Origin of the sequence: Candidatus Dormiibacter sp., from assembly GCF_050999135.1 — a bacterium.
Lineage (GTDB): Bacteria > Chloroflexota > Dormibacteria > Dormibacterales > Dormibacteraceae > Dormiibacter > Dormiibacter spiritus.
In genome coordinates, this window is the sequence record NZ_JBPCPN010000052.1 from 44,009 (window position 1) to 56,958 (window position 12,950).

Below are 12,950 nucleotides of genomic sequence, written 5' to 3' on the forward strand. Positions count from 1 at the left end.
GCCCATGAACCGATGGCAGATCGTGTTTTGGTTGCCAGGGCTAGCCCTGGCGTTGGAGCGCACCATCGACGCCACCCTGCTGCAGACGGGCTTCGATCGATGGCTAGCCCATAACCATCGGGACGGGCTTGTAATGGCGGTGCTAATCGGGCTCGGTGCCCTGACCATCGCCTACGCTTATCCCAATGATCCGGAGACTGGTGTAAACCAGTACGTACCCACGGGACGTAGGTGGCCGCTATGGCTGATCACGACCCTCGTTGCAATCGAGCTTGGCGGCGCGGCAGTGCTGTTGACCCTCTCTGCGACCGGAATGGCCTTGAATACTTGGACGGCTCTCGCTCCCACGATGCTCGGCTTCATTGCCCTATTGATGGCCGCGGTTCGAGGCAGCGCTCTGAAGAACCTGGTCGACGCGTCAGCTCAGAAGCAGTCCGACAGCGGTCTGTCGTCCCAACCCTGACGCCGTTTCCCCGTTTGCTCCCGATCTTCCACGAACCCCCAATTAACCGATGATTGGGGCATGGACTTCGAGACGATCGTGCGCGGGCTCCGCGATTCCAACTACGAGCTGAACAACGAATCACGCCTGGTGCGGGCCGGCCTCAAAGCCGAGCAGAACACCGCCTCCATAGTCGAGCGCTACGCCTGGCTTTACTCGCCGGAAGCCCTCGCTGAAGTCGATGCGGCAGCCGGCGAGGCGGAGAAGCGAGTGCACGCCGCGCTGCTTCAAGGCTTGATCGAGCGCCGCACGGCTGCCGCCCAGGACCGGCTGCTCGGCTTCTATGCCCGGGCCGAAACCCAGGTGGGCGGCGAGCAGGTGCAGTTCTTCACCGCCCTCGCCCGCCTAGCGGTGGAGCCTGAGCCCAAACGGAGGGAAGAGATCGGCGAAGCCCTGAGCCGCGTGATTGAGAAGGCTGAGGAGCTGACGCTGGAGATCAACCGGACTGTGATGACAGTCCTGCGCGAACAGGGGCACGATTCCTACATCCGCTTCTGGTCGGAGTTGAAGCAGGTCGATTACAGAGCCCTGCAGAGTGAGCTGGAGCGCGTTCGCGATGCGGCGGCGCCGCTCTACCGGAGCTGGATCGAGCCCCGCCTGCAGCGCTGCGGGCACGGCTTCGGCAGCACACCCCAGTTCCACCAGCCGTACATTCGCGGGCTGGCCGATCACGACGCCGTCTACACGAAGGAGCGCTTTGAGCCGGCCATGCGGGCCACCTTCGCTCAGCTCGGCCTGGAGCTGTTCCGGTCGCCCACCATCCACCTCGATCTCAGCGATCGCCCGGGCAAGAATCCCCGCGCTTCCGTCTCGGTACCTGAGGCTGGGCGGGAGGTGCACCTGCTGGTCCGCCCGGCGGGCGGCAATCACGACTACGCAGCCTTCCTGCACGAGGCCGGCCACGCGCTCCACTTCGGTCTGATCGACCCCGAGATCGGCTGGCCGCTTGCCAACCTGAGCCGGTCTTTTGCCTATCCGGAGCTGTGGTCGTTCCTCATCGAGGGCATCGGCCGCGACCCGCTCTGGCTCGAAGAGGCACTGGGCGTGCCCGCCGAGCAGGCCCAGACCATTGCCGCCGATCTGACAGGCGTGCATCTCATGATGTTCACCCGCTACACCGCCAAGCTGGCCTACGAGCTGGAGCTCTTCGGTGGCCATCCGCTGGACAGGGAGCGCGGGCGCAGGATCTATCGCGAGCTCCCCAGCCGGTCAACCGGATTCCTCTATGACGAGCGCTGGTGGCAGTACGACCGCGACGACGCCTTCTACTCCGCCGATTACCTGCGAGCCTGGCTGGCTCAGGCCGACGTCGACCGTCGTCTCAGAGAGCGCTTCGGCGAGCGCTGGTGGGCCGAGTCTGCCGCCGGGGCCTGGCTGCGCCAGCAGTGGTCGCGCGGCTGCGAGCCGGAAGCCGAGGAGACAGTGGCCGAGCTGGGCGGCCGTCCCGGGTCGGGCGAGGCGCTCCTGGCCATGTTCAGCGAGCGATTGGAGGGGATGAGAGTTGGCTGAGTCGACCCTTTTTGAGCGCGTCGAGGCCGACATGATGAGCGCGCGCAAAGCGAAGGAGCAGGCGGCGCTCGATGCCCTCTCGCTGCTGAAGAGCGAGGTCAGCCGCGCGGCCAAGGAACCGGGCTCCAAGGGCCTCCGCGATGAGCTGGTGATTCAGATCCTGCGCAAGGAGCTGAAGAAACGGGAGGAGGCGGCGGAGCAGTACTCAGCGGCCGGTCGGAAGGAATCCGCGCAGCGCGAAACCGACCAGGCGAAGGTCTTGCAGCGCTACCTGCCGACCCAGCTCTCCGACGCCGAACTGGAGAGCGAGCTGCGCGCCGTGATCGCAGAGGTGAAGCCGAGCGGAGTCAAGGACTTCGGCGCGGTCATGAAAGCGGCCACGGCTCGGCTGGCCGGCCGGACGGAGAGCGGCCGCATCGCCGCCACGGCTCGCCGGCTCCTCGCCTAGCTCCCGCGGATGACGACTGTCCCGTCCCGGCCGACGCCCCGCCGGCCGGCGGCGACCGCGCGGAAGAAGCGCCGGCGGCCGCCGCTGCGAGCGCCGCTGGGCGCACGGGAGCGCGCGGAGCTGACGGTTGGGCGCCTGGCCGAGATGTATCCGGCCGCCTGCGAGCTCGACTTCCGGAATCCATTCGAGCTGACGATCGCCACCATCCTTTCGGCGCAGACGACCGACCGGGCTGTCAACGCGGCGACGCCTCAGCTCTTCAGTCGTTACCCGACCGCCCGTGACCTGGCCGGCGCCGACCCGGCCGAGGTGGAGCTCATCGTCAAGTCCACCGGGTTCTTCCGGGCCAAGACGCACTCGATAATCGCCTGCGCCCAGCATCTTGTCGCGCGCTTTGACGGCGAGGTGCCGCCACGGTTGGAGGACCTGGTCACGCTGCCTGGTATCGGCCGGAAGACCGCCAATGTGATCCTGGGCGTCGCCTTCGACTTGCCAGGCTTTGCGGTCGACACCCACGTTATCCGGCTCTCCCAGCGGCTGGGACTGGCCGGCACCAGCGATCCGGAGAAGATCGAGCGCATAGTCACCAGGATGGTGCCGCCGGAGGAGTGGTCAGGCCTCTCCCTGCGTCTCATCCTGCACGGCCGCCGGATCTGTGACGCTCGCCGTCCGCGGTGCGAAGAGTGCCCGCTGAACGACTACTGCCCGTCCTCTTCGGTCAGGGGCACTCAACCGCCAGCCGGCTGAGACCGGCCCGCGAGTCAACCGCGAGTGGCACTCGCGGGCGTGGAGCCGCGACGAACAGATGTTCTATAGTGCGGTGATGGCACTCGAGCCGCGCCGGACCGCGGTCGAATACCTGGAGCAACCGTGCAAATCGGCCCTCAACCGAGTGCGGGGCATGCCCTTCGAGTGGTCGCTCAATCCCTACATGGGCTGCGAGCATCGCTGCGCGTTCTGCTATGTGCGGGCCTTCGAGAAGCGAGCCGACCGCCCCTCCGACTCTCGTTACGGCCGCACTGTGCGCATCAAGACCAATGTGGCGACGGTCCTTCGCCAGGAGTTCAGGCGGCCGAGCTGGCGCCGAGAGCCTGTCGCGATCGGCGCCGCGACGGATCCCTACCAGCCAGCTGAGGGTACCTTCCGTCTCACCCGGGCCTGCCTGGAAGCATTCGCGGACTTCCAGAACCCCGGGTCGCTGATCACCCGGGGCCCGCTCATCGTGCGCGACGTCGACGTGCTGAGCGCTCTGGCTCGGCGAGCGCGCTTCTCCGTTCACTTCAGCATCCCCACACTCGACCACGAGGTGTGGCGCCGGACCGAGCCCGGCACTGCGCCGCCCGCCCAGCGGCTGCGCGCTCTGGAAAAGCTTGCCAGTGCAGGAATCAAAACGTCGGTGGCCATGGCACCGATCCTGCCCGGCCTGAGCGACCGGCCGGAGCAGCTCGGCGCGGTGGTCAAGGCTGCGCGAGAGGGCGGTGCCGCGGGCGTCTGGGCAGGTCTGCTCTATCTCCGGGAGGGGACGCGGGAGCACTTCCTGGCCACGCTGGCCGAGCACTGGCCGGAACAGCTGCCAGCGTATCTGCGCGACTACTCCGGGCGTGCCTACCTGCCGGCGGCACGGCTCACAGCACTGCAGGCCGAGGTGAGCAAGCTCGTTAGCCAAGGTCGGCAGGAGGCAGGTGGGGTGCAGAGCAGGCGCTTCCTGGAGCCGCCCCCCGAACCGCATCAGCTCGCCCTCCTTGCCTAGTTGCCTGTACCGGCCAAATGCCTATCATCCGACCCCCCAGACCGACGGGCGCCCTCCGGGCGCTGATGCCCGCGTTGCAGGACCCGGCAGGGTTCGTCGCGCATGTCCATGCGCTCCTCACCCTGCCACCCGCGCCTTGGCACTGTCGGCCTGGAGCGCCGGTCCAATGAGCCTCCGGCCTGCTAGACATCCGACCGTTACAGGCAACTAGACTTGCCGCAGTATGCGGTCGCCCCGTGACGTCCTCTTCGGCCGGGTCAACGGTCTCACCAAGCGCGAGATCGCGAAGCGCACGGTGCCCTGTTTCAAGACGGTGATCGAACCGGACGGGGAGCGTTTGGCGCTCTGCCTGTTGGTCGATTCCGGGCGCCTCTACCGTTTTCCGTATGAGCGCTCCAAAGGCATCGGATCGCTGGGGATCAAGGCGCGCTTCGTGAAGGGAGAAGTTGAGCACCTGCGGCTCCGCGAGTTCCAGCCCGGGGTATGCCGCTATGTCAACGAGAAAAGGGAAGCCGTCCGGGTCTGAGCCGCCGCTGGTTCAGAAGCTGCTGCTCGAGCGGCGCGAGCTGCTGGTGAGCTCCGAGCGGCTGAAGCTGGAACTGGCCGAGCTGCGCCGGACGCGAGCTCATTCGTCGCCGCCCCTGCGACGCCTGGAGCAGGAAAACCAGGTCCTGCGGAGCAGGCTGGCGGCAGCGCGGCGCGAGCTGGACGAGTTCCGGGCTGGCGTGGAGCTGGCCGTGGCTCTCCTCGAGAACACTCGAGCTGACGCCGAAGCGGAGACCTCCGCTCCGAGAGTTCTGGCTTCGGCTGGGGCCGAAAAAAGACAGGCCCCGCCCGCAGGCGGGGCCTGTAGTTGACTGAGATTTACGAGCCGGCCATCCTCTCCGCGTAAGGAGTGACAAAACCGCCGACCAATGGGATCGGCCAGCGCTCGCCATGGCTCTGGATCGCCTTCACGAGGCAGACGATCCACATGATGAAACCAAACAGTCCGAGCAGGAGTTCGATCAGGCCGAAGATCGCGCCGATTCCGGAATTCGTGGCGGCGCTGACGATCGAGCCCAGGATGCTGAGGCCGATGTTGATGACAGTGATGCCGCCGAAGAAGATCAGCGATTGGGCGCCGTGATAGCGGACATTCGGGTTGTCCTTGCCGACGAAGTACATGATGAGCCCCGTCAGCCACTGGAGCACATAAGCGATTATGCAGCCGGTCTTGCTGTCAATGCCGCTGCTGGCCGGCTGTCCCTGATAGTTGGCGGGCTGATAACTGGGCGGCTGCTGGTAGCCGCCGCCCGGAGGCTGCTGGTAGCTGCCCGGAGGCTGCTGGTAGCTGCCGCCTGGCTGGTAGCCCCCAGTCGGCGGTTCATAACCCCCGGCAGGAGGAGGAGGCGGTGGTTGGTAGCCGCCACCGGTAGGTGGCGGGGGCTGCTGTCCGAATCCACCACCCGGAGTGGACGGGGGTTCGTAACCGCCACCTGGAGCGGGCGGTGGCTGATAGCCCGGCTGCTGACCGAAGTCACCAGGTGGCTGCTCGGGGCCCGGCCCTTCGCCTGGCGGCGGACCTGGGGGTGGATTCTGCATTCAAGGACCTCCGGGAATTAGATTTACAGCGACAGACGTGACGGCTCGATTATCCGGCGCCAGTGCCCGCTGGGGACACAAATTCGCCCAAGAACCATCGTCACGCCCAACCTAACACACTGAGGCGCTTGTGATCAGGTGCGGAATCGCCGGTTGGATCGACAAGGAGCTGATCGGCTCCAAGAAGTTCTATCCGCCCGGAGTGAGCAGTGGTGAGGAGCGGCTGCAGTACTACGCCTCTCAGTTCTCCCTGGTGGAGGCGGACAGCACCTATTACGGAATGCTGCCGAAGCGCAACTCTGAGCTGTGGGTCGAGCGCACCCCCCAGAGCTTCCGCATCGACGTCAAGTCCTTCTCGCTCTTCACCCAGCACCCCACCAACCCGAAGGCGATGCCGCCGGAAATCCGAGCGGGCATTCCGGCGGATTTGGCGGCCAGGCGGAGCGTCTATGCGGAGCAGCTGCCGGCCGAGGTCGTGGACGCGGCGTGGGACTCGTTTCGCGATGCCCTGGAGCCACTGCGCGAGGCAGGCCGGCTGGGCGCAGTCTTCTTCCAGTTCCCGCCCTGGTTCTTCCCCTCCACCAAGTCTCTGGCGTACCTGGAGCAGTGCCACGAGCGGATGTACGGCTTTCAGATCGCCGTGGAGTTCCGCCACCGAACCTGGCTCGACGATCGGCATGCGGCCGGAACGCTCTCCTTCCTCCGCGCCCGCGACATTCCCTACGTCGCCGTGGACACGCCGCAGGGATTGGAGACGAGCATGCCGCCTGTCAGCGAGTGCACCTCAAACAAGCTGGCGGTCGTCCGCTTTCACGGCCGCAATCACCGCAACTGGAACTTGAAGGGAGCGCCGCCGAGCGTGCGCTTTCAGCACAACTACCAGGACAGCGAGCTCAGCGAGTGGGTGCCGAAGTTGCAGGCGATGGAGGAGCAGGCCGCCGAGGTGCACGCCATCATGAACAACAATTACTCGAACTGGTCAGTCGCCAACGCCAGGCGGCTGGAGGAGCTGATAGCCGAGGCTCACGCGCGAGGCGAGGCGCCTCAAGACTTCTAGGCTCGGTACTCAGGGTGATGGTTGCGCCGCATCTCGCCCATCGCATGGTCGAGAAGTCCGCCCAGAATCGGTTCTGCGAGGTGACCGGCGCGATAGGGCAGCATGATGACGTCCCTCCGGGGACGCCGTGCGTTGCGCACTATCGACTTGGCAACCGAGTCGGCCGACTGCACGAGGGGCCCGTCCGGTTTGTGATCGCCGAAGAACTCGGTGTCAGTGGTCCCTGGGTACACCGTGCAGACCTTGACCCCGCTGCCACTCAGCTCTCCCCGCAGCGCGTGACCGAGACCGGCCAGCGCGTGCTTGCTGGCCGAATACACCGCCGAATACGGTGCGGCCCGAAAGCCGACCACCGACGCCACGTTGATGATGACGCCTGAGCGGGTTTCGAGCATGGTTGGCAGGGCCGCCTGGATCGTCCAGATGCAGCCCAGCAGGTTGCTGCTCACGAGATCGGTGACCTCCTCCTGCGGCATCTGCTGCAGCGGCCCCCGCCAGCCCCGGCCGGCGTTGTTCACGAGCACATCGATGCGCTCGAAGTGCTGCAGGGCCATGTTGACGAAGGCCCGGGCGTCACCGGGCCTTCCGACATCGGCCTTCCGCAGCACCACCTCGGTGGCACCGACTGCCCGGCAACGTTCTGCCACCTGCTGGAGCCGATCGAACCGCCGAGCGCAGAGGGCTAGGCGGGCGCCTTCTCCAGCAAACCGAAGGGCAGTGGCCGCGCCGATTCCGCTGGAGGCGCCAGTGATCATTACCGCCGCCCCTCTGAGCTTCATGAGAACTCAGGGTAGGCGCGAGGGCGGCCAGCGCTCAGGCTGGCGGTCGGGCCGGGGGGGGATCCTCCTCGCTCTGGGGCTCGGGCACCTGGCGGACGTCACGGACGTCGCGAACGTCCCGAACCTCGCGTTCGGCACCGGCGCGGGGGGTGCCCGGCTCCCCGGCGACGCCCTGCTCCGCCGCCGGCAGGGGCTCCCGGCGGACATCGTGGTGCTCGGTCTCCACTTGCCGCTCGGTCTCCACTTGGCGCTCCGTCTGAGGCGCAACCTCACGTTCCGCCTGGGGAACTACCTCGCGACCCTCGGTCGGCTGCGGGACTGGCGCTGGCCGCTCGTCGGTCAGATGCCTCCGCTCATCGCCGGGTAGGTGTTCCCGACCTTCCGCCAGCAGCTCTCGGATGGTGAGGAGATCGTCCTTCAGCACGCGGCGCAGCTCCTCCGTGCTGGTGTTCTCCTTGAGCGCCCCGCCCTGCCCGTATCGCTCAGAGTGGGTGCGGTTGAAGTAACGCAGATCCTTGGCGCGCTCGGCGGCGCTGTTCCGGGCGGGGTAGCCCATTTCGTTGAGCAGGTCATCCAGAAGGCGTCGCGCCTCCGCAACGGCCTGGCGGGGCTCGTCGACGAACTGACGCTCTATATCGGTCAGGCGCGGCTCCGCGGAGTCTATGCGGTCAGCGCTGAGCTGCCGCCGCTCAAATGGTGCGCCCCCGCCTCGACGGCGGATGAAGAAAAAGATGGCCGCAGCGATGAGGGCCAAGATGACGACGGCGCCTATGACAGCGAGCAATACGTTGTTGTCCATGGGTCCTCCTCTTTTTGATAGGGACGCTATCACTATAACTCCAGGTGGGGGCCGAAATCCAGTGGACCCCGCTGCCTGGCCACCTACAATCGCTGCCGTGCGCGCGGTCCTCATGCACGGACGAGGCGATTTTCGAGTCGGGGAAGTCGAGCGGCCTAAGCTGAGCGGGCCCGATCAGGCGTTCGTGCGGGTGACTCTCAGCGCCATCTGCGGCTCAGACCTGCACATCTACCACGGTCACAGCCCGGTGAATGAGGGGGCCGTCTTGGGCCACGAGTTCGTGGGGGTGGTGGAGGCCGTGGGCGCTGAGGTGGGCCGCATTGCTCCGGGTGACCGCGTCGTCGCTGCCTTCTTTGCCGCCTGCGGTCGCTGCCGCCTGTGCCGCCGGGGCTGGTGGGCGCAGTGCGTGGAGCGGGCCATCTTCGGTCACGGCGAGCTGTTCGGTGATCTCGGCGGGGGACAGGCTGAATACTGCGTGGTGCCCAACGCCGATCTGAACCTGGCGCTCATCCCACCCGGGGTGGCGGACGAGCAGGCTTTCTTCGTCGGCGACATCCTGAGCACGGGCTACTTCGCGGCCGAGCGGGGGCTCATAACTCCAGGTGACACAGTGGCGGTTATCGGCGCTGGTCCGGTTGGTCTGATGGCGGTCATGTGCGCCCAGCTGTTCGGCCCGGCTCGCGTCTACTGCGTCGACATGGTGGAGCCGCGCCTGCGGCTCGCCGGCGAGCTGGGTGCAACTCCTATCGACTCCCGGGAGACCAGCCCCCAGGCGGTGATCCAGGCGGCCACTGAGGGAGCGGGGGCCGACGCTGTCCTCGAGTGCGTAGGGCATATGCAGGCCATCGAGACGGCGTTCAACTGCTGCCGCGGCGGCGGTACGGTCTCCTCGGTGGGCGTGCCGAACAAGACGACCGCCGACTTTCCCTACCTCGAGGCCTGGACGCGGGATCTAACCTTCCGCTCCGGCTGCGCCAATGTTCACGCCTATATGCCTCAACTGCTGGAGCTGATCGCGGCGGGACGCCTTCAGCCCGAGCGGATCATCAGCCATCGGATGAAGCTGGACGAGGCGACGGAGGCTTACCGGCTGTTCGACAAGCGGGAGGCTACCAAGATCGTTCTGACGCCCTGAGGGCTGATCGGAGGTCCCAGAATTTGTCCGCGTCTTGTACGTCTGCTTGAGATAAGATCTTCGGCGGTGGGGGCTATGGGTTCGGGTCAGGGTGGTCAGCGGTGGGTGCAGAACCAGCTTCGTCGGGCCAGTTTGGGCCTGGCGTTGCTGCTCGTGGGTGTGGCGGTGGCGTGCGGCGGGGGTAGCGCCAACGCTCCGAGCCCGACCCCCTCCCGAACGCCCAGACCGACTCCGGCGATCGACCGCTGCGCCGAACTAGCCAAGCGCCAGATCACCGTCTGTCCTCCCGCCGATCTGGCCATACCGACGGTACAAGTTACAGACAAGACGAACGGCCTCTTGACGCCGCAGCAGCTGCGAAACGAAGCGGAGGCAGTAGAACGCTGGGATGCGCTCGATGACTGGGCTCTTGCCAATCGCGGAGCAAGCCTGCTGCGCAGCCCTGTAATGGTATCTCCAGGACTTGAAAACCAGGAGTTTGGAACCAGTCTGCAATTTCTCGATCGCGCGGATCGGGAAGGCGGAACGGTCAAAGTGATAATGAACCTTCGGCTGACGAGTCTTGTTGCCGTGCCGATTCCTGACCCTGTTCGGCAGATTGCCGTACACGATGGTCTGGTTGCTGGCGATCACGGCTGGGTTTACAGCGCTAATGGACCGGCTCATATCGTCCTTCAGACGCCGGGCAAGTCAGACGAGGTGCTTTTCGACATGCCAAGCAGCGCTGTCGTCAGGATCCTACGGCGGTCCGCCCAGCGGCCCCGGCGGGCGAGCCGTCTTCTATACCCTCGTCGTTACCATCCAGTTCGTCAAGACCCAGTGGGACTTCGACGACCCTTGGGACGACAGCGAGACCGCTCCCGCGCCGCAGTGTGGCGTCCACGACTCCCTCACCGCCCACAAGTACCGCGAGATCAGCGAGAGCCGCCACCCCGACCAGAGGTACCACGTGGTCGCTCACGAGCACTACGCGATCTCAGCCGAGGTCTTCTACCTGGACTCCTACGGTCTGCATCACGACGCGGTCCCCACCAGCCTGGACGACGTAGTCGTCTCCACCGAGCCGCGCCCGGTATACGTGGGCCAGATCGAAGCCATCCCGATCACCCCAACCCGCTAAATCGCCACCCCACCGACCGGTCAGGTGATCGGAACCTCCAGGGCCCAAAACGGCGATCAGTCGATCTCCGAGGCCGGCTCGTCGCTCCCGCCGGCGGCGTGATCGAGGGCTATCAGGTAGCCGCGGGCTCGCTCATAGAGCGGATAGGCGCTCACCATCTCCCAGAAACGGGGGCCGTGATTGGCCTCCAGCAGGTGCGCCAGTTCGTGCACGAGCACGTAATCACGCACCCAACCCGGCGCCTCGGCCAACCGGCTCGAGAGACGGATCAGACCCGAATCGGGGCTGCACGAGCCCCAGCGCCGATTCTGCTCGGCAAAGGCGATCGAGGTCCAGCTCAGCCGGGCGGCGAAATAGCGTCGGTTGAACTCTCGAGCCCGCTCCTCCAGCTCCCTGTCTCCAGGCTTGGCGCGGCGGCGCTGCCGCTCAACCCGAAGGCGCATTCGCTCCGCCCAACGCTGACGCTCAGCTGAGGGCATCCAGGCCGGCACCCGGACCTCCAGCACGCCCTCCACCATGCGCGCCGAGACTGTCCGGCGCCTCCGTCTGGACGGAACCACCCGCACGGGAATATCCGCAGCATTCGCCACCCGAGCCACCTGGGCCGCCGCGGCGGGAGGACTGGACTTCATGCGCCGCTCATGCTAGCCAGGCAACCACCCGATGTCAGCCTGTTAAGGACGGTCAGTTGAAGAGCTGATCAAGCTCTGGCGTAAGGCGGCCGCCCGGTTCGAGCACACCAAGCAGAGGGTCGTCGACCGCGCCCGGAGGCACATCGAAGACCAGCGTGCCCTGGCTTACGCGCAGCCGGCCTCCGAGTTCGGCCAGCAGAAAGGCGGCCACCCGGCCGTCTGGATAGAGAGTGGCTCCCCTCAGATCGGGTTTCTCCAGCCCCAGCGCCTGGCAGGCTCCCGAGAATGCCTGACCGAAGCTCGCGGCGTCGAAGAGCGGCCACTCCTGGCCTGCCCGCCGGGCGAGGATCAGGCTGAGCGCCTGTACGCGCGTCGCATGTGGTTCCGGTGCCGCCCAGAGAACTCGCTCGTGATCTAGACCGCGCAGCACGTCCTTGATGCGGTTGGTGCCCGTCTCGGGCGGCAGCGCCACCCAGGTTCGCTCGCCGCTGCGCCGGGCGCAGAAGAGATCCCGGTACACGATGGCGCCCGGCGCGGCGGCGGCTGCCTCAATTGCGCCGGCCAGGCTCTCCTCGACGAGACGCTGGCTCGCCGTGTGAGCAAAGCCAGTCTCCTGTTCCCAGCTCGCTGTGCAGCGCACCCTCCGGCCACCTTCAAAGCACGCCACCGGCAGAGCCAGCAGTCGGCTGCCGATCGAAAAACCGGCACCCTCCCAGCCCGGATTCGTCAGGCCCGGCGGGAGCGCCACCCCGCCCAGAGCGTCAGCCGCCAGTCGGACATAGCCCCAGCCCCAACGCAGCCTAGCCCGCTGATGCCGAGCTGTGCTCACCTGAGCTCCGGCCACCTCCTCTGATGGCCACTCGACGTAGAAGGCAGGGCCTGATCCCACTCGCAGCCGCACGCTGCGCACGGGGCGCAGTTGGGCAGCATCCATGAACTCGTGCTGTTTCGCGTTGACGGCGAACTGGACGAGCGCGAGCGCGATGGTGGCCGGCGCCGGCACAGCCTGGGGTCGCTGCTCCCGTTGCACCTCGACGTCCAAGTCGGGCGCGCGCATTCGGATGGCAGACTCAGCCAGCGCCAGGACATCCGACGTCGTCCCCATGTCAGCCTCGGAGAGTGGCCGGCCGGAGATGAGTTCGAGGCCTGCCTGCAACACCCTGACCCGCCGCGCTGACTCACCGTCGAGCGCAGGCAGCGCAGCTTCGAGCGCGCCCAGCAATCGCCCCATCAGCGCGTCCAGGCCCGGCGGAGTGGGAGTGGCCGGCGCCACCATCAACTTGCTCAGCCCAGCGTGATACACCACGCTGCCGGGCGTCGCGCCTGACCACTCAGGTGATCGGGCCAGGACGGTCCGGTCGGCCGACAGCAGAGCTGTCGCTAGCGGCAGCTGGCCGACGTCGGTCCTGTCCAGTCGCAAAGTTAGGCCTCAGGCGCCGGCCACGGCAGGCACCTTCCGCGGGCGCCCGCGCTTCTTCGGCTGCGCCGCCTGAGCCGCCTTCGTTCCCGCGCGGCGCCTGGCTTGGGCCGGCTCAAACACAAGGTAGTCGGTGTTGTGCCTGTGGCGGAATCGCACGTCTGAACCGAATGCTTCCAGCCCCTTTTGCCGCCGTCGTGCAGGACGGCCCTCCCCCT

At 66.7% G+C, this 12,950-nt stretch carries 17 protein-coding genes; 10 read left to right on the top strand and 7 right to left on the bottom strand.

The annotated features are described in order from the left end of the window. Nucleotides 1–4 precede the first annotated feature (4 nt). From ACR2MZ_RS12980 to ACR2MZ_RS13010, 7 genes are all read left to right on the top strand, one after another. Nucleotides 5–463 carry a hypothetical protein gene (locus tag ACR2MZ_RS12980; protein WP_434005459.1) on the top strand — a complete coding sequence of 153 codons (459 nt, stop codon included), beginning with the start codon at nucleotides 5–7 and terminating at the stop codon, nucleotides 461–463. A gap of 60 nt (nucleotides 464–523) precedes the next feature. Continuing rightward, complete coding sequence (locus ACR2MZ_RS12985) at nucleotides 524–2,011, top strand: gluzincin family metallopeptidase (RefSeq protein ID WP_434005460.1); 1,488 nt, start codon at nucleotides 524–526, stop codon at nucleotides 2,009–2,011. Beyond that, the gene (locus tag ACR2MZ_RS12990) at nucleotides 2,004–2,459 is read left to right on the top strand and encodes a GatB/YqeY domain-containing protein (protein ID WP_434005461.1); all 456 of its coding nucleotides are present in this window, start codon (nucleotides 2,004–2,006) and stop codon (nucleotides 2,457–2,459) included. The genes ACR2MZ_RS12985 and ACR2MZ_RS12990 overlap by 8 nt, the downstream gene beginning before the upstream one ends. A gap of 9 nt (nucleotides 2,460–2,468) precedes the next feature. Further along, nucleotides 2,469–3,206 (top strand): endonuclease III, encoded by a 738-nt coding sequence (gene nth, locus ACR2MZ_RS12995; RefSeq protein WP_434005462.1) that lies wholly within the window; start codon nucleotides 2,469–2,471, stop codon nucleotides 3,204–3,206. Between the two features lie 76 nt (nucleotides 3,207–3,282). Then, nucleotides 3,283–4,209, top strand: coding sequence for an SPL family radical SAM protein (locus ACR2MZ_RS13000; protein WP_434005463.1), 927 nt, complete (start codon nucleotides 3,283–3,285; stop codon nucleotides 4,207–4,209). 223 nt (nucleotides 4,210–4,432) lie between these two features. Beyond that, entirely contained in the window at nucleotides 4,433–4,735 is a 303-nt protein-coding gene (locus ACR2MZ_RS13005) for a hypothetical protein (RefSeq protein ID WP_434005464.1), read from the top strand. After that, nucleotides 4,701–5,066, top strand: coding sequence for a hypothetical protein (locus ACR2MZ_RS13010; protein WP_434005465.1), 366 nt, complete (start codon nucleotides 4,701–4,703; stop codon nucleotides 5,064–5,066). The genes ACR2MZ_RS13005 and ACR2MZ_RS13010 overlap by 35 nt, the downstream gene beginning before the upstream one ends. Before the next feature lie 7 nt (nucleotides 5,067–5,073). On the opposite strand, the gene ACR2MZ_RS13015 is transcribed toward ACR2MZ_RS13010, so the two are convergent. Next, on the bottom strand, nucleotides 5,074–5,793 hold the full coding sequence (locus ACR2MZ_RS13015; protein WP_434005466.1) for a DUF4870 domain-containing protein: 720 nt from the start codon (nucleotides 5,791–5,793) through the stop codon (nucleotides 5,074–5,076). A gap of 130 nt (nucleotides 5,794–5,923) precedes the next feature. Here ACR2MZ_RS13015 and ACR2MZ_RS13020 point away from each other — a divergent pair, with 130 nt between their 5' ends. Next, entirely contained in the window at nucleotides 5,924–6,850 is a 927-nt protein-coding gene (locus ACR2MZ_RS13020; RefSeq protein ID WP_434005467.1) for a DUF72 domain-containing protein, read from the top strand. Here the strand turns inward: ACR2MZ_RS13020 and ACR2MZ_RS13025 are convergent. Beyond that, on the bottom strand, nucleotides 6,847–7,629 hold the full coding sequence (locus ACR2MZ_RS13025) for an SDR family NAD(P)-dependent oxidoreductase (protein ID WP_434005468.1): 783 nt from the start codon (nucleotides 7,627–7,629) through the stop codon (nucleotides 6,847–6,849). The genes ACR2MZ_RS13020 and ACR2MZ_RS13025 overlap by 4 nt on opposite strands. Nucleotides 7,630–7,663: 34 nt before the next feature. Further along, on the bottom strand, nucleotides 7,664–8,428 hold the full coding sequence (locus ACR2MZ_RS13030) for a hypothetical protein (protein WP_434005469.1): 765 nt from the start codon (nucleotides 8,426–8,428) through the stop codon (nucleotides 7,664–7,666). Nucleotides 8,429–8,525: 97 nt separating this feature from the next. Between ACR2MZ_RS13030 and ACR2MZ_RS13035 the strand changes: the two genes are divergently transcribed. Beyond that, nucleotides 8,526–9,563, top strand: coding sequence for an alcohol dehydrogenase family protein (locus tag ACR2MZ_RS13035; protein WP_434005470.1), 1,038 nt, complete (start codon nucleotides 8,526–8,528; stop codon nucleotides 9,561–9,563). A 255-nt stretch (nucleotides 9,564–9,818) separates the two neighbouring features. On the opposite strand, the gene ACR2MZ_RS13040 is transcribed toward ACR2MZ_RS13035, so the two are convergent. Next, on the bottom strand, nucleotides 9,819–10,196 hold the full coding sequence (locus ACR2MZ_RS13040) for a hypothetical protein (protein WP_434005471.1): 378 nt from the start codon (nucleotides 10,194–10,196) through the stop codon (nucleotides 9,819–9,821). A 19-nt stretch (nucleotides 10,197–10,215) separates the two neighbouring features. Between ACR2MZ_RS13040 and ACR2MZ_RS13045 the strand changes: the two genes are divergently transcribed. After that, nucleotides 10,216–10,683 carry a hypothetical protein gene (locus tag ACR2MZ_RS13045; RefSeq protein WP_434005472.1) on the top strand — a complete coding sequence of 156 codons (468 nt, stop codon included), beginning with the start codon at nucleotides 10,216–10,218 and terminating at the stop codon, nucleotides 10,681–10,683. A 56-nt stretch (nucleotides 10,684–10,739) separates the two neighbouring features. Here ACR2MZ_RS13045 and ACR2MZ_RS13050 read toward each other — a convergent pair whose 3' ends face one another. The 3 genes from ACR2MZ_RS13050 to ACR2MZ_RS13060 form a co-directional block, all read right to left on the bottom strand. Then, complete coding sequence (locus ACR2MZ_RS13050; RefSeq protein ID WP_434005473.1) at nucleotides 10,740–11,315, bottom strand: M48 metallopeptidase family protein; 576 nt, start codon at nucleotides 11,313–11,315, stop codon at nucleotides 10,740–10,742. A 52-nt stretch (nucleotides 11,316–11,367) separates the two neighbouring features. Then, a complete protein-coding gene (locus ACR2MZ_RS13055) occupies nucleotides 11,368–12,735 on the bottom strand; it encodes a hypothetical protein (RefSeq protein WP_434005474.1) in 1,368 nt (455 codons plus the stop codon). A gap of 9 nt (nucleotides 12,736–12,744) precedes the next feature. Next, a partial coding sequence (locus ACR2MZ_RS13060; protein ID WP_434005475.1) for a hypothetical protein occupies nucleotides 12,745–12,950 on the bottom strand: 206 nt, incomplete at its 5' end.

What these genes read in the sequence shown, in the direction of transcription:
- ACR2MZ_RS13050 (WP_434005473.1), bottom strand. Translation starts at nt 11,315, where the DNA reads ATGAAGTCCAGTCCTCCCGCCGCGGCGGCCCAGGTGGCTCGGGTGGCG.
- ACR2MZ_RS12980 (WP_434005459.1), top strand. Translation starts at nt 5, where the DNA reads ATGAACCGATGGCAGATCGTGTTTTGGTTGCCAGGGCTAGCCCTGGCG.
- nth (WP_434005462.1), top strand. Translation starts at nt 2,469, where the DNA reads ATGACGACTGTCCCGTCCCGGCCGACGCCCCGCCGGCCGGCGGCGACC.
- ACR2MZ_RS13005 (WP_434005464.1), top strand. Translation starts at nt 4,433, where the DNA reads ATGCGGTCGCCCCGTGACGTCCTCTTCGGCCGGGTCAACGGTCTCACC.
- ACR2MZ_RS13010 (WP_434005465.1), top strand. Translation starts at nt 4,701, where the DNA reads ATGTCAACGAGAAAAGGGAAGCCGTCCGGGTCTGAGCCGCCGCTGGTT.
- ACR2MZ_RS13000 (WP_434005463.1), top strand. Translation starts at nt 3,283, where the DNA reads ATGGCACTCGAGCCGCGCCGGACCGCGGTCGAATACCTGGAGCAACCG.
- ACR2MZ_RS13030 (WP_434005469.1), bottom strand. Translation starts at nt 8,428, where the DNA reads ATGGACAACAACGTATTGCTCGCTGTCATAGGCGCCGTCGTCATCTTG.
- ACR2MZ_RS12985 (WP_434005460.1), top strand. Translation starts at nt 524, where the DNA reads ATGGACTTCGAGACGATCGTGCGCGGGCTCCGCGATTCCAACTACGAG.
- ACR2MZ_RS13015 (WP_434005466.1), bottom strand. Translation starts at nt 5,793, where the DNA reads ATGCAGAATCCACCCCCAGGTCCGCCGCCAGGCGAAGGGCCGGGCCCC.
- ACR2MZ_RS13025 (WP_434005468.1), bottom strand. Translation starts at nt 7,629, where the DNA reads ATGAAGCTCAGAGGGGCGGCGGTAATGATCACTGGCGCCTCCAGCGGA.
- ACR2MZ_RS13045 (WP_434005472.1), top strand. Translation starts at nt 10,216, where the DNA reads ATGGACCGGCTCATATCGTCCTTCAGACGCCGGGCAAGTCAGACGAGG.